This window comes from Fibrella rubiginis, from assembly GCF_017353185.1.
In the GTDB taxonomy this organism is placed as follows: Bacteria; Bacteroidota; Bacteroidia; order Cytophagales; family Spirosomataceae; genus Fibrella; species Fibrella rubiginis.
The window spans coordinates 132,050-154,996 of record NZ_JAFMYV010000015.1; the positions used below are offsets into that span (position 1 = coordinate 132,050).

Below are 22,947 nucleotides of genomic sequence, written 5' to 3' on the forward strand. Positions count from 1 at the left end.
GGTGAGAGGTAAGAAATGAGAAACAAGAAATGAGAGGCAAGAAGCAGGAGACAAGAAATGAGAAACGAGAAGCCGGGTGTTACGATCTCACTTCTTGTCTCTTATTTCTTGTCTCCTGCTTCTTGCTTCTCATCTCTCACCTCTTGTCTCTCATGTCTTGCTTCTCACCGCAGCTTCTCATTATCCAGATGCCGGGTGGCGTCGCGGGTGTTTTTCTTGTCCAGGTTCTTGGCGAAAGCTTCGGTGAGGTCGATGCCCGTTTGGTTAGCCAGGCAGATCAGCACCCACAGCACATCGGCCATTTCGTCGCCGAGATCGCGGTTTTTGTCCGATTCCTTTTCAGATTGTTCGCCGTAGCGGCGCGCTATAATCCGGGCCAGTTCGCCTACTTCTTCGGTCAGGATCGCCATGTTGGTCAGCTCGCCGAAGTAGCGAACGCCAACGGTCTTAATCCATTCATCGACCGTGTCTTGTGCGTTGCGAAGCGTCATTTTTTAGGGGAGTTGCAGGTCCAATGTCTAAGGTCTAAAGTTGCGGTTCCGGTTTAGGCTTACGCGAGTCTGTTTTTGCCGCACTAATTCGGCGGATGGCGGACCGGAACCGCAACTTTAGACCTTAGACGTTAAACCTTAAACTTAGTTTTCAGGCATAAACAGCAGGGTGCTGAAGTCCTGCTCGTTGAGCATTTCCACGGCAAGGTCCTGCAACTCGGTGGCCGTGACGGCCTTGATTTCGTTGAAAATGTCGGTAAGAGGTTCCACGCGGTTGATGTCGAGCAGGCTCTTGGCCATCATCAGCATAAAGCTATTGTTGCCTTCTTCGGCCATAGCCAGTTGACCCATCAATTGTTCTTTGGTGTTATGCAACTGGCTGGTTGTCAATGGTTTTTCGCGCAGCAACTTGAACTCCCGCTGAATAAGCGTCAGGCTCCGGTCAATCTGTTTAGAGTCGGTACCAAAGTAGATGCCGAGATAGCCGGTATCCAGAAAAGGTGTGTAACTGGCATCGATAGAGTAAACAAGGCCGTAACGTTCGCGCAGGTTCATGTTCAGCCGCGAGTTCATACCGGGACCACCCAACAGGTTTACGAGCATGAAAAACGGTAGCCGTTTTGGATCGGTGAGGGCGTAGGCTGTACGGCCAAAGGCGCACTGGGCCTGGGTAATAGGCCGCTTCATCTGTTCGGTCAGCGGGACGTAGCCCGTAGGAACCTGCCGCACCCGTCCCGACCGTTTGGCGGGGATGTCGCGGAGGTACTTCTCCGTCAGCTTCACTACTTTCTGAAATGGCATATTGCTCACCGACGCAAACACAATCCGCTCGGTATCTATGTTTTCGTTGATGAATTGACGGAGGCTGTCTTTGGTAAAGGAGTTGACGGTGTCGGCGGTGCCGAGGATGTTATAGCCCAAAGGGTGGTTGGGGAACACAAGTCGGTCGAAATCGTCCTGGATGGCGTCTTCGGGCGAATCGTAATACATCGCCATTTCCTCCAGAATCACGCCTCGTTCCCGCTCGATCTGCCGTTCGGGAAACGTGGAATGAAAGGTGATGTCGGCCAGCAGTTCAATTGCTTTTTCGACATGAACGCCCAGGAGCGAGGCGTGGAAACAGATCTTTTCTTTGGTGGTATAGGCGTTCAGTTCACCGCCCACATTTTCGAGGCGGTTGATGATGTGGTGAGCCTGCCGGTGCTCGGTTCCTTTAAACGCCATGTGTTCCCAAAAATGGGCAAGACCCTGCTGGTGGGGCAGTTCGTCGCGGCTACCCATGTCGAGCATCAGACCGACGTGAGCTATCTGAGTATGAGGAACCTGCTTATGAGCAATACGGATGCCATTGGGCAGCGTATGCAATTGATAATCGTCCAAAGGCAAATGGTATGAGTACGCAACTAACTTTGCGCGTGTAACTTGTTAAAATAACCTTATCCATGCCGGGCCGGTTCCTCATCATTCAAACCGCTTTTATCGGCGACGTTATCCTGGCTAGTGCCCTGCTCGAACAATTGCACGACCACTATCCCAGCGCCACGCTTGACCTGCTGGTGCGGCAGGGTAACGAATCGCTGTTCACAGGCCATCCCTTTCTGAATCAGGTGCTTATCTGGCAAAAAAAGAAGCAAAAGTACCGAAGTTTATGGAAGTTGAGCGAACAAATCAGGGCTGCCCGTTACGACGTGGTCATTAACCTGCAACGCTTTGGAGCCACCGGTTTGCTCACTGCTTTGTCTGGGGCAGGCACTACGATAGGCTTCGACAAAAATCCATTTTCGGCCTGGTTTACCCACCGCGTACCGCATCAGATTGGCGGCAATCCTGACGATAATAATGGTATAAACCGCCACGAGGTAGACCGAAATGCTGCTTTGCTAAGACCGCTTGGTAACTTCGGTACCCGCCAGCCCCGCCCAAAGCTCTATCCAGGTCCCGCCGATTATGCCGCCGTGAAGCCCTTTCAAGGGGCTCCTTACGTGTGCATAGCCCCTACGTCGGTGTGGTATACAAAGCAGTTTCCGGCCAAAGGCTGGGTAAAGGTTATTGCCCAGTTGAACCATGCCGGCCCAGTTTATCTGCTCGGAGCACCAGCTGATTCCGATGCCTGCGAAGCGATCCGGCAGCAGTCGGACGGTGAACGGGTAATAAATCTGGCGGGCAAACTGAGCCTGTTACAGTCGGCGGCGCTGATGCAGGGGGCGCTGATGAACTATGTCAACGACTCGGCCCCACTGCATCTGTGTTCGGCCATGAACGCACCCACCACGGCTATTTTCTGCTCTACGACGCCCGCCTTTGGTTTCGGCCCTCTCGCCGACAATTCACGGGTTGTGGAAGCCCGCGAGCTACTCACCTGCAAACCGTGCAACCTCCACGGTCGCCCCGCCTGCCCGCTAGGCCACTTCCGCTGCGCGTATGGAATAGAAATTGAAGAGGTGATTAATGGACAATGAACAAGGTATAATGTACAATGCATAATGTACAATGAACAATGGCTTCGCGCTCAAACCTTCTCATGCGAAGCCATTGTTCATTGTACATTATGCCTTGTTCATTGTCCATTAATTTCTCTCACCACTCGCTCTGAATCAAGCCGGATACCGCGGAGGATGCCGGTGAGGGGGGTGGCGAAGCCGAGGAAGTAAAGACCTTTCAGGGCAGGATTGGTATCCCAGAGGCCACGGGGATGTCCTTTCTCATTCAGAATTTTGCGGCTGAGGGTATCACCAAGAATGTCAGACAGCCCGCTGCGGTAGCCAGTGGCCAATACGATGGCGTCGAACACGTCGTGTCGACCGTCGGTGAAGGTGACACCCAACTCATGAATCTGGTCGATGCCGGGGCGCACGGCAATGGTACCCGCTTTTATCTGTGCCACCGTGCCCTGGTCAATAACCGGGATCTTGCCCAGCACCCGAATCTGGTAGGAAGGGGGATGTTTCGGCGTTTCGATCCCGTAGGCCGAGAGGTTGTCCGTGTTCATTTTCTGCGACAGCCCGGCCATATAATCGTAGAACCAGTTCGGGAATTTATTCAGAAAAATGGCCAGCGGCTGCGCCGGACGGCCAAATACCTCCCGCTTCACAATGCTGACCGGTCCACGCACCGAAATGGTGGGTTTGGCTCCGTGCTCCTGCAAATCGAGCGCAATTTCGGCCCCTGTGTTGCCCATGCCGATTACCAGTACCCGCTGCCCGGCAAAAGCCGCGCCGCTACGGTAGGCCCGGCTGTGGAGCACCGTGCCCGTGAAGGAGTCCAGCCCTGGCAGGTTGGGCTGGTGGGGAACACGATTATAACCAGTACAGATCACCACGTTTTCGGCAATGAACGTATCGGTGTTGGTGCGCACCAGCCAGTGCCCTTTGTCGGCCCGACGAACCCCCGTCACCAGTTCGTTGAATACTGGTTTTATGCCGAAGTGAGCCACATACTGCTCCAGATAGGCTACAAATTCATCGCGTGAGACGTAGGTAGGGTAATGGGCGGGGTAGGGCAGGTGGGGCAGGTATGACTCCGACTTAATGGTGTGCAGGTGCAGCCGGTCGTAGTGATTGCGCCAGGCCGCGCCTACGTTGGGGGCCGCCTCGAGCAGCGTAAAGGGTTGCCCCAGCTTTGTCAGCCGCCCCGCCATCGCCAACCCTGCCGGCCCCGCTCCGATGATGATTGTTCGCATGAGATGAAAAATGAACAATGGGTAATAGATAATGTACATTGTGCATTATCTATTACCCACTTTTCAATCTCTACTTTATCCGCGTCCAGGTTTGTGATTTACCCAGCATCTTAATGCCTACGTATCCTCTGACAGTGAGCGTGTTGGGGTTGTTTAGCTTCATGTAGCAGCTATACGTTTTGCCGTCTTCGGGGTTGTATATTTTGCCATCTTCCCACTGACTATCGCCGTCGAAAACGAAGTCGTTCATCAGGTTCAGGTTCAGCAGGGCGCGGCTGCGGAGCTTAGCATCCGGGTTTTTGCTGTCGACTTTTGGTTTGCCGGTGGCCGGATCGTTGGGTTCGGTCAGGAAAACCAGTTTACCGAAGTATTTGGATCCCTGCTTATAAATCTGGATGTGGCCTTTTTTGGTGCCGTTGAGCCAGGTGCCTACTACCGCGTCGGGGTTTTCGGCTGATTTAGTGAGTGTAGTGAATGATGAAGACAGGAAAGCCAGCAGCAACAGGGGCAGCATAAAGCGTGAAACAGCCATAGGTTGTGTTAAAGGGAGTTAAATTATGAATTAAGACAGATGGCAAAGATAAGCGATCACCCTACCTTTTTAATCTATTAGAGCCATTCTGGTTGTCAACGTTTAACTTACCCGAATGAAAATCACGATCCGCACCCTCGTGCAGTCGCCGCTTGAGGCCGTTTGGGCTGGTTTCGACCGGCAACTATTCGACCGACTCAGCCCGCCATTCCCCCCGGTAAACGTACTCCGCTTTGATGGCTGCCTGAAAGGCGACGTGGTTTCGCTCGAGTTGAATTTTATCCTGTTCAAGCAAGTCTGGAACAGCGATATCATTGATCAGCAAACCACCAGCAATGAAATCTATTTCATTGATCAGGGCACAAAACTGCCTTTTTTCCTGCGAGCGTGGCACCACAAACACCGGCTTATCCGGGAAGGATCCGGCACCATCATCGCCGACGAGATCACGTTTCAAACGCCTAACCGACTGCTCGATTACCTGTTCTATCCGTTGATGTGGGCGCAGTTTGTCTATAGGAAACCTATCTATAGAGCAGTATTTGGCCGTTTAAAATAAATAGTTGCCCACAATTGCCTTCATACGCTGCTACGATTACCTTGTTTCCTGAAAGCCAGTCCTTTACTCTAAACAGCACCTTCTCTTTATGGAACCGACGCAGTACACGCCCAGTCCTGTTACCCGCGAAAAAGCCAGTCCGATTATCCGCTTTGTTGCCCTGTTTATCGACGGGATTGCGGGCTATGTGCCTATGCTTCTGCTGGGCATCATTTCGTACAAACTAGCCACACTAGGGTACCTGATCAGCCTGGGCTATATGCTCACCCGCGACAGCTTGCCTTTTCTGAACGGACAAAGCATTGGCAAAAAGCTCATGGGGATTAAAGTGATTAAGGAAGATACCGGTGCGGGTATTATGGGCGACTATGGAACGGGCGTAGTACGGGCTATACCGCAGGTGATTCCGCTCCTAAACCTGGTGGATGCCCTGGTTATCTTCCGGGATAACTCGAAGCGCTTCGGTGATGAATGGGCCAAAACTATTGTGGTGAAAGCCTAACAGCTAAGCGCCGTTCGTTCATGCATACGAAAATGCCTGTCGGCTAGCCGACAGGCATTTTTTGTCTAGCTTACACCGGCAATAGCTCACGTCAAAACCGCTCTCCAATGGAAAAACCCACCTTTCTTGAACAGGAACTTGCCCCGGTGTTCACCGAAAAAGCTCCTTTCCAGCTCCCCGACGACATCCGGGAGATCATCGTTAAAATTATCCCGTACCTGATCATCGTTCAGATCGTGTTTTTTGTGCTAAGTATGCTGGGTGGCGGCTCGGTTATTCTGGCGGCGTTTTCGGCCAATCTGCTCTACAGTATCTCAGCCCTTATTAGTTTGGCGGGAGCCATCATTGGCATGCTGGCCCTGCCGGGGTCATTTAAACGCACGCGCGAGAGCTGGGTAAAAATGTATCAGGCGCAGTTGCTGTTTGTGCTGGCCAGCCTCGTCACGCTCACCATCAGCGGGTTTATATCGGGTCTTTTTTCGCTGGCTGTCGGGCTGTTTCTGCTGTTCCAGATTCGGCCCAAATACGTCAACTAAATACGGCTGGCTGTTTCCGAGGGCCGGTCGTGAGTCACCCCGGTGCCGAGGGTGGCTCTTTTTTTTGCCGTTTGTCGGGCTGGGGGGCTGTTAGTCCTAATTTTGGCCCTGGTTGCCCGCCCGTTGCTACTTTTAGGGCATCACTCTTTTCTGTTCGCATGGCTATTCTTGAAACCCGACACATTATAAAACAGTATGCCCAGCACCGGGCCTTAGATGACGTGAGCCTGTCGGTGCCAACAGGTCAGATTTTTGGGTTGCTGGGTCCAAATGGCGCAGGCAAAACCTCGCTCATCCGCATCATCAACCAGATTACGGGTCCTGATTCAGGCGAGGTGCTGTTCGATGGTAAGCCGCTGGGCCCCGAACACATCCGCCACATCGGCTACCTGCCCGAAGAGCGGGGGCTGTACAAGAAAATGAAAGTGGGTGAACAACTGCTGTATCTGGCGCAGCTAAAAGGGCTGAACGAACGGCAGGCCATGGACAAGCTGAAGATCTGGTTTGAGAAATTCGACATCAAGACCTGGTGGTCTAAAAACGTGGAGGACCTCTCCAAAGGCATGCAACAGAAGATTCAGTTTGTGGCTACGGTGCTTCACCAACCCGCCCTGCTGATTCTGGATGAGCCTTTTTCGGGCTTCGACCCCATCAACGCCAACCTCATCCGCGACGAGATCCTGGAGCTACGCCAGCAAGGCACAACCATTATCTTCTCGACCCACCGCATGGAAACCGTAGAAGAACTCTGCGACCATATTGCGCTCATCCACCAGTCGCACAAAGTACTCGACGGGTCGAAGCGGGCCATTAAGGAGCAGTTTAAAACACATACGTATCGGGTCGAATACCAGGGTAATATGGGTGAGTTACCCGCTGCTTTTGCCACGACGGCGGTGGGCGTTACCGACGATGGCTTCGACCGCATGGACATCAACATTCCGCCCGACGCCGCCGTCAATGACCTTATCCGCCTCCTGCTCGACCGCGTGTCTATCCGGTCTTTCGGCGAGAACATTCCCAGTATGAACGACATCTTTATTAAAGCCGTTGGCAAGGCCAACGATTGAGTTATGAGCATTATTCTGACCATTATCAAGCGTGAGTACCTGGTGCGCGTACGCAAGAAGTCATTTGTTGTGATGACGCTGCTGGGGCCGTTGTTGATGACGGCGTTTTATGGCCTCATTGGCTGGGCGGCTATAGGCTCTATTTCACAAAAAAACGTGGCCGTCATTGATCAGAACGGGCAGTTTACGGGCAAATTCAAACCCGATGAAGAAACCAAATACACGTACCTGACCACGGCACCCACGCAGGCCAAAACACACTTTGTGGAAGACGGCTACGATGCCCTCGTGGTGATTCCGAAGGCGGTCATCGAGCAACCCAAGACGGTGCAGATATACGCCGAAAAAAGCGTGGGTGGTTCGCTTAAAAACAACATCGAGCGGGCAGTTTCCAAGCAGATTGAAGTGATCAAACTGAGCCGGTCGGGCATTACGCAGCAGATTATTGAAGACGCCAAGGTGAATGTTGACGCCGAAACAATCAGCCTTAGCGACCAGGGCGAAAAGAAAACCAGCACCGTTATGACCAGCATCATTGGCGGATTGTGTGCATTTCTGATCTACATCTCGGTGTTGCTCTACGGTACGCAGGTGATGCGCGGGGTGCTGGAAGAGAAAACGAGCCGCATCATTGAAGTCATTATTTCGTCGGTAAAGCCGTTTCAGCTTATGATGGGCAAAATTGTAGGTGTGGGGCTGGTGGGACTGACCCAATTTATGCTCTGGATCATGCTCACTACCAGCCTGATCTGGGGTGGATCGGCCATTTTTGGGGCTAAGATGGCTCGCGATGCCGCCACCGCCCGTATGTCGACTACCATGAGTGCCGAGAAAGCCAAGGCAATTGCCAAAGCGTCGGAAGACCCCGGTATGATGACTGAGTTCTCGGCGGCCCTGAAGACTCTGAACCTGACACTGATCATCACCTGCTTTCTGTTCTATTTCCTGGGCGGTTACCTGCTCTATAGTTCGCTTTACGGAGCCATTGGCGCGGCGGTGGATAGCGAGACGGATACCCAACAGTTTATGCTGCCGGTTACCCTACCCATCATTGCGTGTGCTACGCTGGCTCAGTTTATCATCCGTGACCCCGACGGCCCGCTAGCATTCTGGATGTCGATGATTCCGTTTACGTCGCCCATCATTATGATGGTGCGGATTCCTTTTGGTGTACCAGCCTGGGAGATAGCCCTTTCTATGGCTCTGCTGGTACTGGGGTTCATCGGCACCACCTGGCTTGCCGCCCGCATCTATCGCGTGGGCATTCTGATGTATGGCAAGAAGCCAACGTACAGAGAGTTGTCAAAATGGATTTTTTATAAAGCGTAAAAAAAGGAGGAAAGGTAAGAACGAAGGAAAGGGAGGAAAGAAATTGTTTTCGCCCGCAACGCTGACGCGTCAGCTTCCCGTTCCTACCTTTCCTCCGTTCCTACCTTTTCTCCTTTCTTATGTGGCAAGAAAAAGATAACAAGCTCACCCGGCAGTTTACGTTTGCCGATTTCTCGGAGGCATTTGCCTTCATGACCCGCGTGGCCCTGCTAGCCGAAAAAATGGATCACCACCCGTTCTGGACTAATGTCTATAACAAAGTGACCATCGAACTCAACACCCACGACGCCGGCGACATTGTAACGGAAAAAGACCGGAAGCTGGCAAAGGCGATAGATTCTTTAATGAGTGAATGAGCGAATGAGTGATTGAGTGAATGGTTGGAAGCCGCTTCGCGGAGCATTTATAAATACTTCCGCGAACCGGCTTCCAACCATTCACTCAATCACTCATTCGCTCATTCACTCATTCTCTTAACATGAAACTCTTCCTCGTCCCCACACCGATTGGTAATCTGGATGACATCACGTTGCGGGCGGTGAAGGTGCTGCAAAGCGTAGATGGGATTCTGGCCGAAGACACCCGTACGTCGGGGTTTTTGCTCAAGCACCTCGGCATTAGTAAGCCCCTGCACAGCTACCACATCTTCAACGAACACGGTACCATTCAGAAGGTAATAGCCCAGTTGAAAACGGGGAAAACGCTGGCCCTGGTGTCTGACGCCGGTACGCCCGCCATCTCCGATCCCGGTTTTTTATTGGTACGTGCCTGCATCGAAGCGGGCATTGCAGTGGAATGTCTGCCTGGTGCCACGGCCTTCGTGCCGGCGCTGGTAAATTCCGGTTTGCCGAATGATCGCTTCACGTTCGAGGGATTTTTACCCCACAAAAAAGGACGCCAAACACGCCTGCAGGCCCTTGCTGACGAAACGCGAACGATGATTTTCTACGAATCGCCACACCGGCTGCTGAAGTTTCTGGAGCAACTGATCGAGGTGCTTGGCCCTGAACGCCCTGTGAGTGTTTCGCGCGAATTGACCAAGCTCTTTGAAGAAACCGCCCGCGGAACCCTAGCCGACGTGCATGCGTATTTTGCCGATAAGCCCATCAAGGGCGAAATTGTGGTCTGCGTAGGAGGGAAACCAGAACCAGAAGAGCGTGAGAAACGAAATAAAAAAGGTGAAGACTATTATAAACAGCGGGTTGCAGATGATGAAGCGGATGATGAGGAGTAGCTGGTCAGCATTTGCAAATGCTGACCAGCTATGTGCGGTTCGGCGTCCGGGTGGGGTGTTATTCCTCATTTTTCATCTTTCATTGTTCATTTTTCATTCCAGCGAAGCGCAAGTACTCTCTCCCGCTGCCCGTGTAAGCCTGATTACCTATGGCCCCGGACAGGATGATATTTCGTCGGTATTTGGGCATACTGAGATACGCATTGTTGATCCCATGATGGGCCTCGACCGTGATTATAGCTACGGCGGATTCGACTACAACGCGGATTCATTTGTGCTGAAATTCCTGCGGGGCACGTTGCCGTACCGCATTTCGTCGCATCAGATTGGGCAGGTGGCGTGGTATTATCAGCAAAACAACCGCAGCATCAGGGAGCAGACATTGAGCCTGTCGGGGCCACAGAAGCAGCGGCTTTATGAGGCGCTGGAAACCAACCTGCTGCCCCAAAACCGCGAATACCGCTACAAATTCTACTACGATAACTGCTCAACCCGCCCCCGCGACATGATCTCCGCCGCAATGGGTGACAGCCTGGTTTGGGCACCGACCGTAAAGCAGCCCACTAAGTCGTACCGGGCCTGGATGAACGACTACCTGGGTGCCAAACCCTGGGAACGGCTGGGTATGAACCTGGCCATCGGTCGCCCGGCCGATAAAATCACGACGGGTTGGGAGGCTATGTACCTGCCCAATAACGTCTTCAATGAACTCACGCGGGCACAGGTGCGCACCGCCAACGGTAAACTTTTACCGGTGGTGACGCAGACGCAAACCCTGTTTGAGGGGCAATCTGTTTTCAAAGACACCCTGCCCATTGTGGTCTATCCCGACTTTGTGTTTCTGGTGCTGTTTGCGCTTGTTGCGTTTCTGACATGGCAGCAGTGGAACAGTAATCGGCTTGGGCTGGTAAGCAAAGGCCGCTGGCTCGACCGGCTGTTGTTTGGTTTTGCGGGCATCTGGGGCTGGTTTTTATTTCTGCTCTGGTTCGCCACCGACCACGGCGTGACCACCTGGAACTCTACCCTGCTCTGGCTAATGCCCCTGCATATCCCCGGCGTTTTCTGGGCCACTTCAACCAACCGGCACCCCTACCAGGCAGGCATGTATTTTCGTATCACTGCCGTGCTCTTGTTCGTTTCGCTCTTTCTTTCTCCTGCCCCCGGCTTCGCCGACGAACTGTTTATCGGCACCCTGCTAGTCCGGGCGTTGTACCGGTCGTGGGTAAGAACCGCCAGCACACAACTGGTGGCGCGGCAGGAAGAAGTGTGATTTTTTGTTCTCCCGGCGGTGCTTTGTCATCCCGACGATGCTTCACCGGCTAGTCGTCCGTATTTTATCAATCGCCTCCATGATTTTCCCACCAACTTTCCGCGCCGATCTTAACGCCATTGCCCGCGATGCCGGGGCCTTTTTACTGGCCGAACGGCAGAAATTCAGCCGCGACGCCGTTGAATACAAGGGTCTTAACGACCTTGTTTCTTACGTGGATAAGGAGTGCGAGAAACTAATTGTACCCAAGCTCCACGCGCTACTGCCCGAAGCTGGATTCATCACCGAAGAAGGTACTACCGAACAGGCTGACCGACAAGGAATTAACTGGATTATTGACCCGCTGGATGGAACCACTAACTTCATCCACGGTCTGCCTGTCTATGCGGTTAGCATTGGGCTGGCACAGGGCAACAGGCCCATTGCGGGGGTAGTGTATGACCCCAACCGTGACGAATGTTTCTCGGCCGCTGAGGGTCAGGGTGCCTGGCTAAGTGTGGGCGGGGCCACCGAGCAGCCCATGCACGTAAGCCCTGCCCAACGCCTTGCCGACGGGCTAATTGCTACGGGTTTCCCGTATTATCGGTTCGAGCAGATGCAGCCGTATCTCCACATCCTGGAGCAACTCATGCAGCGGAGCCACGGACTGCGGCGGATGGGGTCGGCGGCCATTGACCTGGCATACGTAGCGGCAGGGCGGTTCGAGGCGTTTTACGAATATAACCTCAAGTCGTGGGATATGGCGGCGGGCATCTGCCTCGTGCGCGAAGCCGGGGGTATCGTCACCGATTTCCAGGGACAAGACACCATGCTTTTCGGCGGCGACATTATTGCCGGTTGCGCCCTCCAACCCGAACTACTGTCTCTGATTGGCGATTACTGGCCTGAATAGTATACCAACCGGCAAAGTCAGATTCAACGCAAATGGTATGGGTGAGGAAGAGAGCCGTCGTTGACGAACGCCTTGATAACCAGTGTAGTTATTAAGGTAAAACAGCACCAAGCGCTTAAGAATCCAGGATAGGACTAATAAGTACATCTACAGCTTTGGTGGTGTTAGCGGGCAGATGTTTCAACGCGTCAGCAAGGTTGCGGCCATAGCGCATTACGCTTCCATTCTATAGACGGGAATAGGCCCTGATTCCCGCTTTTCTTATTTTGCTTTCCGCAAATAAATGTTGTTACTGATCGATTCGAGGCGCACGGTTGGCCCGCCCCCGTTGGCGGCACCTTCCAGTAGGTAGCCCACAATGGGGTTCTTCTGTTTTTTGCCCTTAAAATCAATGTCAAGGTCTGAATACACTTCACCCGTAATCGTTTTCATGGCCAGATTTACGCCCTTGGCTGTTGGCCAGCTCATATCAACATAACCGCTGATTGTCTTTGCCGATACCGCTTCCGACGCGCCCTTTATGTCGATGTTGCCACTGATGGTTTCGATCTTGAGTCGGGCATTTCTTGGCAAAATCACTTGATAATCAATGTCCAGACACACTGAGTTATGGTTGCCATTGTATCGGTTCTGTGCAACGCCAGACTGATATGGGCAATCGTCGTCGTTGGCTTGTTTCAGAAGTTTCTGATCGAAGTCTGTGCTGACTTTCAGCGCCTGATCGGTGCTGCTGGTCTCCACCAGCAGAGCATCGTTGAGTTTGCCGTTGTTGATCAGTACCGAAACACGGATCGACACGTCGGGCTTATCCCAGTAGCGCACCTGGATACTATCGCCGTACCGAAGGTTTAGGTCTACCAGTTGACCCGAGGTGTAGGGGAGCGTTTTCTGGATGATTTTCTGACTAAAAGCCGGAGCCACTACAAGCAGCAGCAGGGGAAGTAAAAGCGTTTTCATAGTGATCTTGACGAATGATGATTACTTCTGTTTCCGGATGTAGATATTGCTGCTGATGGTTTTGAGCTGCATCTCGACCCCACCGCCATTAGTTGTGCCGTCCACATTACTGCTACCACCCACTTTAGCCATACCGTCTTTGTGTTTCACGCCCAGATCAAAATCGGTGTAGACCTCGCCACTGATGGTCCGCAGTTTCAGGTTCGACTTGGCGGTGGGGGGCAACGTAATATCAATCACGCCACTGATGGTGGAAATGGCCGTGGGTTTTTCCTGGCTAAGTCCCGAATACACCACGTTGACCTCACCACTGATGGTATTTGCCACCACCGGCCCCGTCACCCGGTTAAGGTCAATGTTGGCGTTGTTGGTGCGCACTTCCAGATCGCCGTCCATGTTGCTGATAGTAACCTTGGCCCCCTGCCAGTTCATCTGCTGGTATAAAACGGCGACATTTTTAGGTAGCCGAATAACGTAGGCAATTGATTTACGCGTTGCTTTTTCGATCGTTAACCCGCCGTTGGCTGCCGTCACGTTCAACCCAATGCCTGTATTGTCGACAGCCGAGTTATACAATGGCTTCAGCCCTCTGGCACGTTCGGGCGGTGCCTCATAGCCCGACGTGGCTGATATGATCACCCCATCGCCGTTATGGCCTTCCAGTCTAACATTGCCACCGTCCATGTCGATGGTCACTTTGTGGTCTCTGGAATTAGCCAGACTGGCTTTGAATTCCTGCGCATAGGCGCTGGACAGGCAGCCCAGTAAACAGGCGCATACTATCAGGTGATTTTTCATGGGAAGAACTGACTTTAAGATAATTGAGCTAAGCTGTTGATGCCTTCCTGGGCTTTCTGGCGCACCACATCCATTACCTGCGGACGTTTAGCCAGCCGCTGCATTTCCTGCACGGCACGTTTCTCTTTAATGGCCACCAGCATTTCAATCAGCGTAATCTGCACGTTTGGGTCCGTCTGAATAGAAAGCGACTGGATCAGGGCTTCACGAACACCAGGCTCGTGCTCAAAGTGTGTAAGTGCCTGACAGGCAGCTTGTCGCACGTTTACGTTGGCGTCGAAATTGAGCGTGTTGATGAGCAACTGTGTGGTGGCCTGGTCAGCCTGAGTCATCTCGAAACTCTGGTTCACAGCCTGAATCCGTTCGCTGGCCGACGTTTCGGACAGCGACGAAAACGCCAGTACTTTTTTCATCTCGGCGGCAGGAGAAACCGCCGAGGGGAGGGGCGCGTCGGCAACAGGATTCTGATGCTGATTGTAGAAGATTCCTCCCACAAAGCCCAGCAGTAACAGCGCCACGCTGGCAGCCAGCCGGAGGGTCCAGGGCGTCAGGCCAAGTAGGCGGGTTGGTTCGGGCCTGGTCAGTTTCGTTGCCAGCTGTTGAGTGAAGGCTGCGGAGGGCTGCTGCTCTCGTGTGGCCGCAAAATAGCGGAACTGTTCGGCGTGCGATTGCAGATGGGGTGGGATGGTTTCCTGCTGGAAGAATTCCCGTAGCCGCTTTTCTTCAGCCAGCGTAGTCTCACCTTCGTAATAGCGTTCCAGCAGTTCATCAATAGCCTGTTTCATTGTTGTTTACCTTTAAATAGTCGTCGCGCAGCCGTTGACGGGTGCGGGATAAAATCACCCGGATATTGTTGGTGGTCAGACCCGTTATTTGTTCTATTTCGTCAAAAGAATAGTCTTCCACCTCACGCAGATGGATAAGCAGTTTTTGCTGATCAGGCAGGGCATCAATCAGGCGTTGCATTTGGCTGGCACTATCCAGTAGCTCTACTTGCCGGTAGGGCGAATCGTCGGTGGCCAGTACGTTCTGGTAATCGTCGGTGGCTGTTACGGGTTGTCGGCGATGAGCCTTTAGCCGATCCAGACACAGATTTTTGGTCATCTGCACAGCAAGCGCTTCCACACTATGGTAGGCATCCAGTTGCTGCCGATTCGACCACAGCCTCATCAGTACGTCCTGCAAAGCATCTTCGGCTTCTTCGCGATTGCGCAGAAACAGCTGAGCCAGCCGAAAGAGCCGTCCCTGAACCGGAAGAATGCGTTGCTTGAAGGCTTGTAGATCCATTTCAGTAGCAAAGACGACAACGCCGGCGAAACATTACAAGGTGATAGTGGAATTAATGTAAAATGTAGAATGGATATTGGCCTTTGGCTGTTGGACATTGGACACGGACCACAAAAGCAACAAAAACGACCCATTGCCTACTGTCCACTATCTAGTATCCAATATCCTCTAAACATGGCAACCCTCCTTGAACTCGTTGGTAACACGCCGCTGGTTGAACTTAACCGTCTCAACGCGCACAGTCAATATAAGCTCTACGGTAAGCTAGAGGGTAACAACCCCGGCGGGAGCGTGAAAGACCGTGCCGCCTACAGCATGATTCGCGGCTACATTGACCGGGGTGAGTGGAAGCCCGGTATGAAACTGATCGAAGCCACAAGCGGTAACACAGGCATTGCCCTGGCTATGATCGCCAGTTTATTTGGGATCGAAATTGAGCTGGCACTGCCCGCTAACTCCACCAAAGAACGGGTACAGACCATGGAGGCCTTCGGTGCGAAAGTAACCCTGACCGAAACCATCGAAGCGGGCCGCGACTATGTGGAAGCGAAGGCCGCCACCGGTGAATTTTTGCTGGTGAACCAGTTTGCCAACCCCGACAATTACCTGGCCCACTACCGCACTACCGGCCCCGAAATATGGCGCGACACCGCGGGGCAGGTTACGCACTTTGTGTCGTCGATGGGTACCACCGGCACCATTATGGGTACGTCGCGGTATTTGAAAGAGCAGAACCCCGACGTGCAAATCATTGGTTGTCAGCCCACTGACGGGTCGTCTATACCCGGTATCCGCAAATGGCCGGTGGAATACCTGCCCCAAATCTTCGATCCCAGCCGGGTAGACCGCGTCATGGAGGTATCGCAGGAGCAGGCCACCCACATGACCCGTGAGTTGGCCCGTGTCGAGGGTGTTTTTGCGGGCATGAGTAGCGGCGGCGGTGTCCATGCCGCCCTCCGCCTCATCGACGAACTGGCCGAACAGGGCGTTGAGTCAGCCACCATCGTCTGCATCATCTGCGACCGCGGCGACCGGTATCTATCGTCGGGGTTGTTTGCTTAGAGAGAAGAGGTGAGCAGCAAGCGGTTGTACCTTTGTGGCCATGTATAAGCGTATTCTGTTGCCCATACTTTTCCGGTTTGACGCCGAAAAAGTCCATTATTTCGCTACCAGCGCTCTGCAGATTGCCCACAAAATTCCGGGAATGGCGGCCTTATTACGGTGGCTTTTCACCTACCGGCACCCCAGCCTCGAACGCACCGTTTTCGGCCTGCGCTTTCCTAACCCGGTCGGGCTGGCGGCAGGATTCGACAAGAACGGCGAATGGGTGGAAGAACTGAGCAACCTGGGCTTTGGCTTTATCGAGATCGGTACCGTTACGCCCCGTCCGCAACCCGGCAACGACAAGCCCCGTCTCTTCCGCCTCAAAGCTGATCGCGGACTCATCAACCGGCTGGGATTTAACAACAAAGGGGCTGGCCCGGCGGCGGGTCGGCTGCAATTTTTCAGGGCTAACCACCGCGGGCCGAACGTGCTCATCGGTGGTAATATCGGCAAGAACAAAGACACCCCTAACGAACAGGCTACCGACGATTACCTGCGCTGCTTCCGCGACCTGTTTGAGAGCGTCGATTATTTCGTGGTCAATGTGTCGTCGCCTAATACGCCCGGCCTCCGAGAGTTGCAGGAACGTGCGCCGCTCACCGCCTTGCTGGGCCGATTACAGGGTGAAAATAGCCTCAAAAACAAGCCTAAGCCTGTTTTGCTGAAAATAGCCCCCGATCTTACGGATAGTCAACTCGATGATATTATTGCCATTGTAGCCGAAACGGGCATTGCGGGAGTTATTGCCACCAACACCACCATCAGCCGCGACGGCCTGCAAACACCCCCCGAAACAGTAGCGCAGATGGGGGCGGGCGGTGTCAGTGGTAAACCCCTGCAGGGCCGCTCAACTGAAGTAATCCGCTACCTGCACACCCGCTCGAACGGCGCATTTCCTATCATTGGCGTGGGTGGTATCCAAACCGCCGCTGACGCGAAAGAAAAACTCGACGCCGGAGCCAGCCTCGTCCAGATCTACACCGGCTTCATCTACGAAGGCCCCGCTTTGGCGAGTAACATTTGCCGGGGGCTGGTCGACTAGTGATGAGTGCTAAACGATGAGTGGTAAGTTTGCTTACGCCAACGTAGTTATACTGGCATAAGCAAACTTACCACTCATCGTTTAGCACTCATCACTTACTTTATATTCTTCCGTCTATTCCGCTGGAAGTCTTCAAACATCATGTTACCGAGGCCCTGCAGGCCGCTGTAATAGGCCCGTCCGTTGTTGACTTTGGTGAATTCCTGTACAAATTGCTTCAGGTACGAATCCGTAGCAATCATGAACGTCGTGATCGGAATATCGAGGCGGCGGGCTTGCGCGGCGAGGGTCAGTGTCTTGCTAACTACCTTACGGTCAAGGCCAAACGAGTTTTTATAGTACCGAATGCCTTCTTTCAAACAGGTGGGCTTGCCGTCGGTGATCATGAAAATCTGCTTGTTCTTGTTTTTGCGGCGGCGTAACAAATCCATGGCCAACTCCAGACCGGCCACCGTGTTAGTGTGGTAGGGGCCCACTTCCAGATAAGGAAGGTCTTTGGCCTGAATTTGCCAGGCGTCGTTGCCAAATACCACAATGTCGAGTGTGTCTTTGGGGTATTTCTGCTTGATCAGCTCCACCAGCGCCAGGGCTACTTTTTTAGCGGGTGTAATCCGGTCTTCGCCATACAGAATCATCGAGTGACTGATGTCGATCATCAGCACTGTGCTCGTCTGTGTTTTTTGTTCTTTTTCGGTCACCTCCAAGTCGCGCTCCATGAGCGTAAACTCCTCCACACCGCTGTTGATCTGCGCGTTCTTGATGGATTCGGTCATCGAGATCTGCTCCAGCGTGTCACCAAACTGATAGGTACGCAGGTCGCTGCTTAGCTCGTCGCCAGAGCCGGTGTAGGGCGTGTTATGATTACCGCCTGATTTTGACCGTTTTAACTTACCAAAAATTTCTTCCAGTGCCGATTTGCGGATAGTCTGCTCGGTTTTGGGTGTAATCGAGATCTTACCCTCCTGGTTTTCTTCCGTCAGGTAGCCGCGTTCCTTCAACTCGTCGAAGAAATTGCCCATGCCATATTTATCATCGGTAAGGCCGTGCTGCCGGTCGAGCTGATTCATCCAGGCCATCGCCTGCTCAACGTCGCCGGAGGTAATGAGTAACAGTTGCTGGAAAATATTCAGCAACTGATCGAATTTGCTGCCTCCGTTTTGTTCGGGTGGCACGAATTCGGCGAAGTTGAAGCCTTTCATAGGGTGAGCGTTTAATGTTCAATGTCTAAAGTTTAAAGTTGCTCCGCCTCCCGCTATCGTGCGGAGCAACTTTAAACTTTAGACATTGAACATTAAACGCTATGCCATTTGTTCGCCTCCGCATGTTTGCTATTTTCTTCGTAATTTCGCCGTTCGTTTTTGACCGTTCCACAGGGGTAGCACTCTGTTTTCTCCGTTAACGGCGCGTTGCTCCGTTAGGTATATGCAAGATATTGAGGCCATCGGCGAATTGCTGCGGCACCCCCACCGAATCATTATTACCACGCATCAGAACCCCGATGCCGACGCCATGGGGTCGTCGCTGGGGCTGGCGGGGTACTTGCGGCAAAAAGGGCATTCGGTGCAGGTAATCACCCCAACCGCCTACCCACATAACCTCTACTGGATGCCCGGCAACGACGATGTGATTGCCTTTGACGAAAAAAATCGGGTGCAGGTAGAGCAGTTTGTTAACGAAGCCGACACTATTTTTTGCCTCGATTTTTCGGCCCTCGACCGCATTCGCGACATGGCTCCCATGGTACGGCAGGCACCGGGCCGAAAGGTTCTGATTGACCACCACCTGGAACCCGAAGCCTTTGCTGATCTGGCCTATTGGGACCACACAGCTGCTTCAACCACGCAACTGATTTACCAGTTAATCGTAGCCCTGCACGAAGGTGATCTTATCAACGCCGATGTGGCCTCATGCCTGTATGCGGGTTTGATGACCGACACTGGCTCATTTCGGCATTCAAATACCACCCCCGACGTGCACCGCATTGCCGCCGGACTCCTGGAGCGGGGTATCGACGTAAGCGCTATTCACCGTGCCATTTTTGATGGCGTATCGATTGACAAACTGCGCCTGCTGGGCTATGTGCTAAACGAAAAGCTGCGTGTGTTGCCCGAATACCAGTTTGCCTACATCACACTCAGTGCGGATGAGCTACGTCAGTACCGCTCGAAAACGGGTGATACGGAAGGACTTGTCAACTATGCGTTATCGGTAGAGGGCGTCCGGGCGGCGGCCATCCTGATTGACCGGGGCGACGAAATCCGGCTGTCATTCCGGTCGGTGGGGTCATTTTCGGTGCGTGATCTGGTGAGTGCTCATTTCAACGGAGGGGGGCACAAAAATGCGGCGGGTGGCCGCTCGAAGTTGCCACTGGCCGAAGTTGAAGCCAAATTGCTGGCCTTATTGCCTCATTACCAGGAAGAATTAGTTCAAGGTATCATGTCTAAAGTTTAATGTTCAACGTCCAACGTCTCTTATTCAAAGCTTAACGCTCAAGGTTCAACATTGCTTTCGCGTCAGCAACGTTGACCTTGAACGGTAGACTTTAAACGTATTTTTTTTCATAACCGAATACTCTCCAACATGTACATTAAAACGCTCGGCGTAGTTGCTCTCACCGTAGCCGGACTGGCTGCCTGCAACCAAAATCGCGTTCAGGTTTCCGAAAGCGGCCTGCGCTACCAGATGCACCAACAAAACGAAGGCGCACGCAAACCCAAGGTGGGCGAGATGGTCACCGTTCAACTGATCCTGAAAGCCAAAGTCAACGGAAAAGACTCAACCCTGCGCGACACCCACAAGGAGCCAACCGCTCCGCAGTTTATGTTGCAGGTGCCCACCTTCAAAGGATCATTTGAAGAGGGACTGGCCATGATGGGCAAAGGCGACAGTGCCACGTTTTTCGTGAAATCCGATTCGCTCTTCACACGGGCCGGTCAGTCGGCCCCTCCCGGTTTTGCCAAAGGCGGCGACATCGAGTTTATCGTAAAACTGCTGAACGTACAGAACGAGCAGGAATTTCAGAAAGCTCAGATCGAATTCCGCGATAAGCAAAAGGCTATCGACGAGAAAGTTATCACGGCTTACCTGGCCAAAAACAACATGACGGGTGCACAGCGTACCACCAACGGCGTGTATTACATCATCAAGCAGGCAGGCGTAGGCCCTACACCCAAGAAGGGCGATGAAGTGCAGGTGCATTATACGGGTAAGCTCCTCGACGGAAAGGTATTTGACAGCTCACTCAACAACCCACAGGGTGGTGGCCAGCCGCTGAAATTCCAGATCGGTACGGGTACGATCATTCCGGGCTGGGACGAGTCGATCATTCTGTTCCCCAAAGGCACAAAAGCAACCATCCTGATTCCCTCGAGCCTGGCCTACGGGCAGCAGGGTGGTCCGCCTACCATTCCGCCCAATGCTGTATTGATGTTCGACGTTGACGTGGTTGGCTTTGGCCCAGCACCCAAACAGGCACCCATGATGCCTGGTGCTCCGGGTAGCGTTCCAGGCGGTGCGGCACCAGGCGGCGCTGGCCGTTAAGATTAGTTAAACGCGAAGCCGGGCGGCATTTTTTGTCGCCCGGCTTCGTTGTATACCAGATGAACCGACAACACTTTGTCATGCGTAGCATACTAATTCGGGCCTTCTTGCCCCTCCTAACCCTGCTTGCTGGTCTCTGGCTAACGGGCTGTCAACAGGATGGTGAAGCCCTCACCGACCGGAAACGGCGGGAGAATGAGCAGGAGATTCAACAGTACCTGACTGCCAACAAGCTACAGGCCACCCAACTGGGCACTACGGGGCTGTACTACATCAAAAACGTATCGGCTCCGGCCAACCAGACAGCCAACGTTGGTGATGAAGTACAGTTTTTCGCTGTTTCGCGCCGTCTCGATGGTACTGTGTTGGACAGCACCGATGGTAAGAACCCAATTTTTTATACCTACGGCACGTCGCCACAGCGTGTTAATACGCTGATTAACAACTCGTTCTTGTACAAAAACATCACCAACGGTATGTTTTTGGGCTTATCGGTAGCGCGCAAGGGCGAAAACCTGACCCTGCTTGTCCCTTCCTATCTCGATGATGGCCGTTCAGGGTCACTGACTTTGCCGCAGTACTCACCCATCCGCTACGATCTCCGCGTTAAGTCCATCCGTACGGAAGATCAGCAGATCGAGGACTACATTGCCGCCAATAAAATCAACGTGACCAAGAAACTGGACAACGGTATTCGCATTGCTACCACACTGGCTAAACCTGATTCGGCGCTAATTACCCCCGGCCAATCGGTAACGGTGGCTTACACGGGACGTCTTACCGATGGGACTGTATTTGATAACAGTAGAGCCAAGGCCGACACTACGTTTGGTTTCGAGGTGGGCCGTTCGCAGGTTGTGCAGGGCTGGGATCTTGGTATTCAGCAGGTACGGCGTGGCGAAAGATTTTTTCTCATCTTCCCGTCTGCACTGGGATACGGCACAACAGGTAGCGGCACGATCATTACCCCGTTTAAGCCCCTGGCTTTTGAAATGGCCGTTCTCCGGGTGAAATAACGATAAGTAGTATCTTCGTAAAGCCGTTCGGGTATGTACCTGAGCGGCTTTTTTTATGAAGAAGACGCTCTGTTTTGCCTCCAACAACGCCCACAAGCTGGAAGAAGTAGCCGATGTGCTGGGCGACTCATTCACTATCCAGACCCTTGCCGATATTGGCTGCACGGATGAACTGCCCGAAACCACCGGTACTATCCCTGGCAATTCGGCCCAGAAAGCACGCTACGTATTCGATCACTTCGGCGTGGCGTGCTTCGCCGATGACTCTGGTTTAGAAGTAGATGCCCTCAATGGCGAACCCGGTGTGGATTCGGCCTTTTATGCCGGTGGCAACAAGCCCGGCGAAATCCGCAGCCACGCCGCCAATATAGCTCTGTTGCTGAAAAACATGGGTGATACCCTAAACCGTCGGGCTCGATTCCGTACTGTAATTACACTGGTAGAAGCTGACGACACGGGCGCGCCTGTTGAACATCAGTTTGAAGGCATTGTTGCCGGCACTATCCTGACCGAACCACACGGCACCGGAGGATTCGGCTACGACCCGGTTTTTATGCCCGACGGCTACACCCAGACTTTTGCCCAAATGTCCCTTGCCGAGAAAAGCAAAATCAGCCACCGAGCCAAGGCACTGACTGGGCTGGTGGGGTATTTAAGAAAGTTAAAAAAGAAAGGGTTGTGACCCAGAGCTGCACAGAGGACGCACAGATTTATACAACCCTTTCTTTTTTAACAAAACGCATCTTCGATGTGCCTGATCTTAACCTCGCCATCAGGCCGGATAGTCACGGCTACCACGTCGAAACGAATGTCATGCTGCCAGTCGCGGGCATAGATGTAGTGGTCGGCGGCGCGCATAACCAGGTTGGCTTTGGTGTAGGTTACAAATGTTTCGGGCTCACCGAAGCTGACGTTCGAACGCGTTTTCACCTCGATGAAAATGATCATCTTGCCTTTCTGCACAATCAGGTCAATCTCGGCGTGTTGATGCCGGTAATTGGCCTCCAGAATCTGGTAGCCCTGCGTCTGTAAATACTGCATTGCAGCCGCTTCGCCCTGTTTGCCGGTGTCGTTATGTTGGGCCATAAAAGTTAGTTCAAGATTTGATG

General features: G+C 53.0%; 26 protein-coding genes. 16 read left to right on the forward strand and 10 right to left on the reverse strand.

The annotated features are described in order from the left end of the window. Positions 1 to 164 precede the first annotated feature (164 nt). Positions 165 to 491: a nucleotide pyrophosphohydrolase gene (locus tag J2I47_RS23720; RefSeq protein ID WP_207367104.1), complete on the reverse strand. Its 327-nt coding sequence runs from the start codon at positions 489 to 491 to the stop codon at positions 165 to 167. A gap of 144 nt (positions 492 to 635) precedes the next feature. Next, positions 636 to 1,871 (reverse strand): M16 family metallopeptidase, encoded by a 1,236-nt coding sequence (locus tag J2I47_RS23725; RefSeq protein WP_207367105.1) that lies wholly within the window; start codon positions 1,869 to 1,871, stop codon positions 636 to 638. A 62-nt stretch (positions 1,872 to 1,933) separates the two neighbouring features. Here J2I47_RS23725 and J2I47_RS23730 point away from each other — a divergent pair, with 62 nt between their 5' ends. Beyond that, complete coding sequence (locus J2I47_RS23730; RefSeq protein ID WP_207367106.1) at positions 1,934 to 2,950, forward strand: glycosyltransferase family 9 protein; 1,017 nt, start codon at positions 1,934 to 1,936, stop codon at positions 2,948 to 2,950. A 98-nt stretch (positions 2,951 to 3,048) separates the two neighbouring features. Here the strand turns inward: J2I47_RS23730 and J2I47_RS23735 are convergent, their stop codons facing one another. Together J2I47_RS23735 and J2I47_RS23740 are read right to left on the reverse strand one after the other, a co-directional pair. Further along, positions 3,049 to 4,170, reverse strand: a complete 1,122-nt coding sequence (locus J2I47_RS23735; protein WP_207367107.1) for a flavin-containing monooxygenase — start codon at positions 4,168 to 4,170, stop codon at positions 3,049 to 3,051. Positions 4,171 to 4,240: 70 nt separating this feature from the next. Then, positions 4,241 to 4,702, reverse strand: a complete 462-nt coding sequence (locus J2I47_RS23740; protein WP_207367108.1) for a DUF2147 domain-containing protein — start codon at positions 4,700 to 4,702, stop codon at positions 4,241 to 4,243. A 115-nt stretch (positions 4,703 to 4,817) separates the two neighbouring features. On the opposite strand from J2I47_RS23740, the gene J2I47_RS23745 reads away from it, so the two are divergent. The 9 genes from J2I47_RS23745 (at position 4,818) to J2I47_RS23785 (ending at position 12,094) form a co-directional block, all read left to right on the forward strand. Beyond that, positions 4,818 to 5,261: an SRPBCC family protein gene (locus J2I47_RS23745; protein WP_207367109.1), complete on the forward strand. Its 444-nt coding sequence runs from the start codon at positions 4,818 to 4,820 to the stop codon at positions 5,259 to 5,261. 88 nt (positions 5,262 to 5,349) lie between these two features. After that, positions 5,350 to 5,763, forward strand: a complete 414-nt coding sequence (locus J2I47_RS23750) for an RDD family protein (protein WP_207367110.1) — start codon at positions 5,350 to 5,352, stop codon at positions 5,761 to 5,763. 107 nt (positions 5,764 to 5,870) lie between these two features. Next, entirely contained in the window at positions 5,871 to 6,299 is a 429-nt protein-coding gene (locus J2I47_RS23755) for a hypothetical protein (protein WP_207367111.1), read from the forward strand. 158 nt (positions 6,300 to 6,457) lie between these two features. Then, a complete protein-coding gene (locus J2I47_RS23760) occupies positions 6,458 to 7,369 on the forward strand; it encodes an ABC transporter ATP-binding protein (RefSeq protein WP_207367112.1) in 912 nt (303 codons plus the stop codon). 3 nt (positions 7,370 to 7,372) lie between these two features. After that, positions 7,373 to 8,698: an ABC transporter permease gene (locus J2I47_RS23765; protein WP_207367113.1), complete on the forward strand. Its 1,326-nt coding sequence runs from the start codon at positions 7,373 to 7,375 to the stop codon at positions 8,696 to 8,698. Positions 8,699 to 8,817: 119 nt separating this feature from the next. After that, the gene (locus tag J2I47_RS23770; protein ID WP_207367114.1) at positions 8,818 to 9,054 is read left to right on the forward strand and encodes a 4a-hydroxytetrahydrobiopterin dehydratase; all 237 of its coding nucleotides are present in this window, start codon (positions 8,818 to 8,820) and stop codon (positions 9,052 to 9,054) included. Positions 9,055 to 9,176: 122 nt separating this feature from the next. Further along, positions 9,177 to 9,932 carry a 16S rRNA (cytidine(1402)-2'-O)-methyltransferase gene (gene rsmI, locus J2I47_RS23775; protein ID WP_207367115.1) on the forward strand — a complete coding sequence of 252 codons (756 nt, stop codon included), beginning with the start codon at positions 9,177 to 9,179 and terminating at the stop codon, positions 9,930 to 9,932. An 82-nt stretch (positions 9,933 to 10,014) separates the two neighbouring features. Next, complete coding sequence (locus J2I47_RS23780) at positions 10,015 to 11,202, forward strand: lipoprotein N-acyltransferase Lnb domain-containing protein (protein WP_229374908.1); 1,188 nt, start codon at positions 10,015 to 10,017, stop codon at positions 11,200 to 11,202. Positions 11,203 to 11,281: 79 nt separating this feature from the next. After that, positions 11,282 to 12,094 carry an inositol monophosphatase family protein gene (locus tag J2I47_RS23785; RefSeq protein WP_207367116.1) on the forward strand — a complete coding sequence of 271 codons (813 nt, stop codon included), beginning with the start codon at positions 11,282 to 11,284 and terminating at the stop codon, positions 12,092 to 12,094. Between the two features lie 261 nt (positions 12,095 to 12,355). Here the strand turns inward: J2I47_RS23785 and J2I47_RS23790 are convergent, their stop codons facing one another. From J2I47_RS23790 to J2I47_RS23805, 4 genes are read right to left on the reverse strand one after another with little or no spacing between them, the layout of a single operon-like run. Next, positions 12,356 to 13,051, reverse strand: coding sequence for a DUF4097 family beta strand repeat-containing protein (locus J2I47_RS23790; protein WP_207367117.1), 696 nt, complete (start codon positions 13,049 to 13,051; stop codon positions 12,356 to 12,358). 21 nt (positions 13,052 to 13,072) lie between these two features. Beyond that, the gene (locus tag J2I47_RS23795; RefSeq protein ID WP_207367118.1) at positions 13,073 to 13,849 is read right to left on the reverse strand and encodes a DUF4097 family beta strand repeat-containing protein; all 777 of its coding nucleotides are present in this window, start codon (positions 13,847 to 13,849) and stop codon (positions 13,073 to 13,075) included. A gap of 14 nt (positions 13,850 to 13,863) precedes the next feature. After that, the gene (locus tag J2I47_RS23800; RefSeq protein WP_207367119.1) at positions 13,864 to 14,634 is read right to left on the reverse strand and encodes a HEAT repeat domain-containing protein; all 771 of its coding nucleotides are present in this window, start codon (positions 14,632 to 14,634) and stop codon (positions 13,864 to 13,866) included. Further along, complete coding sequence (locus tag J2I47_RS23805; RefSeq protein ID WP_207367120.1) at positions 14,618 to 15,136, reverse strand: GFO_1088 family ECF-type sigma factor; 519 nt, start codon at positions 15,134 to 15,136, stop codon at positions 14,618 to 14,620. The genes J2I47_RS23800 and J2I47_RS23805 overlap by 17 nt, the downstream gene beginning before the upstream one ends. 174 nt (positions 15,137 to 15,310) lie before the next feature. Between J2I47_RS23805 and cysM the strand changes: the two genes are divergently transcribed. Next, positions 15,311 to 16,198, forward strand: a complete 888-nt coding sequence (gene cysM, locus J2I47_RS23810; RefSeq protein ID WP_207367121.1) for a cysteine synthase CysM — start codon at positions 15,311 to 15,313, stop codon at positions 16,196 to 16,198. A gap of 40 nt (positions 16,199 to 16,238) precedes the next feature. Then, positions 16,239 to 17,282, forward strand: coding sequence for a quinone-dependent dihydroorotate dehydrogenase (locus J2I47_RS23815; protein WP_207367122.1), 1,044 nt, complete (start codon positions 16,239 to 16,241; stop codon positions 17,280 to 17,282). A 95-nt stretch (positions 17,283 to 17,377) separates the two neighbouring features. Here the strand turns inward: J2I47_RS23815 and J2I47_RS23820 are convergent, their stop codons facing one another. After that, positions 17,378 to 18,481, reverse strand: coding sequence for a vWA domain-containing protein (locus J2I47_RS23820; RefSeq protein WP_207367123.1), 1,104 nt, complete (start codon positions 18,479 to 18,481; stop codon positions 17,378 to 17,380). A gap of 223 nt (positions 18,482 to 18,704) precedes the next feature. On the opposite strand from J2I47_RS23820, the gene J2I47_RS23825 reads away from it, so the two are divergent. The 4 genes from J2I47_RS23825 to rdgB all read left to right on the forward strand — a co-directional run bounded on the left by J2I47_RS23825 (position 18,705) and on the right by rdgB (position 22,520). Next, a complete protein-coding gene (locus J2I47_RS23825; RefSeq protein WP_207367124.1) occupies positions 18,705 to 19,733 on the forward strand; it encodes a DHH family phosphoesterase in 1,029 nt (342 codons plus the stop codon). 129 nt (positions 19,734 to 19,862) lie between these two features. After that, complete coding sequence (locus tag J2I47_RS23830; RefSeq protein ID WP_207367125.1) at positions 19,863 to 20,822, forward strand: FKBP-type peptidyl-prolyl cis-trans isomerase; 960 nt, start codon at positions 19,863 to 19,865, stop codon at positions 20,820 to 20,822. 80 nt (positions 20,823 to 20,902) lie between these two features. Next, positions 20,903 to 21,838 carry an FKBP-type peptidyl-prolyl cis-trans isomerase gene (locus J2I47_RS23835; protein ID WP_207367126.1) on the forward strand — a complete coding sequence of 312 codons (936 nt, stop codon included), beginning with the start codon at positions 20,903 to 20,905 and terminating at the stop codon, positions 21,836 to 21,838. A 55-nt stretch (positions 21,839 to 21,893) separates the two neighbouring features. Continuing rightward, positions 21,894 to 22,520 carry an RdgB/HAM1 family non-canonical purine NTP pyrophosphatase gene (gene rdgB / locus J2I47_RS23840; RefSeq protein WP_207367127.1) on the forward strand — a complete coding sequence of 209 codons (627 nt, stop codon included), beginning with the start codon at positions 21,894 to 21,896 and terminating at the stop codon, positions 22,518 to 22,520. A gap of 47 nt (positions 22,521 to 22,567) precedes the next feature. Here rdgB and J2I47_RS23845 read toward each other — a convergent pair whose 3' ends face one another. Then, positions 22,568 to 22,924 carry a YraN family protein gene (locus tag J2I47_RS23845; RefSeq protein ID WP_207367137.1) on the reverse strand — a complete coding sequence of 119 codons (357 nt, stop codon included), beginning with the start codon at positions 22,922 to 22,924 and terminating at the stop codon, positions 22,568 to 22,570. Between the last annotated feature and the right edge of the window lie 23 nt (positions 22,925 to 22,947).

Coding starts and splice junctions, on each gene's coding strand:
- J2I47_RS23720 (WP_207367104.1), bottom strand. CDS start 491: ATGACGCTTCGCAACGCACAAGACACGGTCGATGAATGGATTAAGACC.
- J2I47_RS23735 (WP_207367107.1), bottom strand. CDS start 4,170: ATGCGAACAATCATCATCGGAGCGGGGCCGGCAGGGTTGGCGATGGCG.
- J2I47_RS23760 (WP_207367112.1), top strand. CDS start 6,458: ATGGCTATTCTTGAAACCCGACACATTATAAAACAGTATGCCCAGCAC.
- J2I47_RS23755 (WP_207367111.1), top strand. CDS start 5,871: ATGGAAAAACCCACCTTTCTTGAACAGGAACTTGCCCCGGTGTTCACC.
- J2I47_RS23745 (WP_207367109.1), top strand. CDS start 4,818: ATGAAAATCACGATCCGCACCCTCGTGCAGTCGCCGCTTGAGGCCGTT.
- cysM (WP_207367121.1), top strand. CDS start 15,311: ATGGCAACCCTCCTTGAACTCGTTGGTAACACGCCGCTGGTTGAACTT.
- J2I47_RS23795 (WP_207367118.1), bottom strand. CDS start 13,849: ATGAAAAATCACCTGATAGTATGCGCCTGTTTACTGGGCTGCCTGTCC.
- J2I47_RS23790 (WP_207367117.1), bottom strand. CDS start 13,051: ATGAAAACGCTTTTACTTCCCCTGCTGCTGCTTGTAGTGGCTCCGGCT.
- J2I47_RS23800 (WP_207367119.1), bottom strand. CDS start 14,634: ATGAAACAGGCTATTGATGAACTGCTGGAACGCTATTACGAAGGTGAG.
- J2I47_RS23845 (WP_207367137.1), bottom strand. CDS start 22,924: ATGGCCCAACATAACGACACCGGCAAACAGGGCGAAGCGGCTGCAATG.
- J2I47_RS23825 (WP_207367124.1), top strand. CDS start 18,705: ATGCAAGATATTGAGGCCATCGGCGAATTGCTGCGGCACCCCCACCGA.
- J2I47_RS23730 (WP_207367106.1), top strand. CDS start 1,934: ATGCCGGGCCGGTTCCTCATCATTCAAACCGCTTTTATCGGCGACGTT.
- J2I47_RS23785 (WP_207367116.1), top strand. CDS start 11,282: ATGATTTTCCCACCAACTTTCCGCGCCGATCTTAACGCCATTGCCCGC.
- J2I47_RS23770 (WP_207367114.1), top strand. CDS start 8,818: ATGTGGCAAGAAAAAGATAACAAGCTCACCCGGCAGTTTACGTTTGCC.
- rsmI (WP_207367115.1), top strand. CDS start 9,177: ATGAAACTCTTCCTCGTCCCCACACCGATTGGTAATCTGGATGACATC.
- J2I47_RS23750 (WP_207367110.1), top strand. CDS start 5,350: ATGGAACCGACGCAGTACACGCCCAGTCCTGTTACCCGCGAAAAAGCC.
- J2I47_RS23815 (WP_207367122.1), top strand. CDS start 16,239: ATGTATAAGCGTATTCTGTTGCCCATACTTTTCCGGTTTGACGCCGAA.
- rdgB (WP_207367127.1), top strand. CDS start 21,894: ATGAAGAAGACGCTCTGTTTTGCCTCCAACAACGCCCACAAGCTGGAA.
- J2I47_RS23740 (WP_207367108.1), bottom strand. CDS start 4,702: ATGGCTGTTTCACGCTTTATGCTGCCCCTGTTGCTGCTGGCTTTCCTG.
- J2I47_RS23805 (WP_207367120.1), bottom strand. CDS start 15,136: ATGGATCTACAAGCCTTCAAGCAACGCATTCTTCCGGTTCAGGGACGG.
- J2I47_RS23835 (WP_207367126.1), top strand. CDS start 20,903: ATGCGTAGCATACTAATTCGGGCCTTCTTGCCCCTCCTAACCCTGCTT.
- J2I47_RS23765 (WP_207367113.1), top strand. CDS start 7,373: ATGAGCATTATTCTGACCATTATCAAGCGTGAGTACCTGGTGCGCGTA.
- J2I47_RS23830 (WP_207367125.1), top strand. CDS start 19,863: ATGTACATTAAAACGCTCGGCGTAGTTGCTCTCACCGTAGCCGGACTG.
- J2I47_RS23820 (WP_207367123.1), bottom strand. CDS start 18,481: ATGAAAGGCTTCAACTTCGCCGAATTCGTGCCACCCGAACAAAACGGA.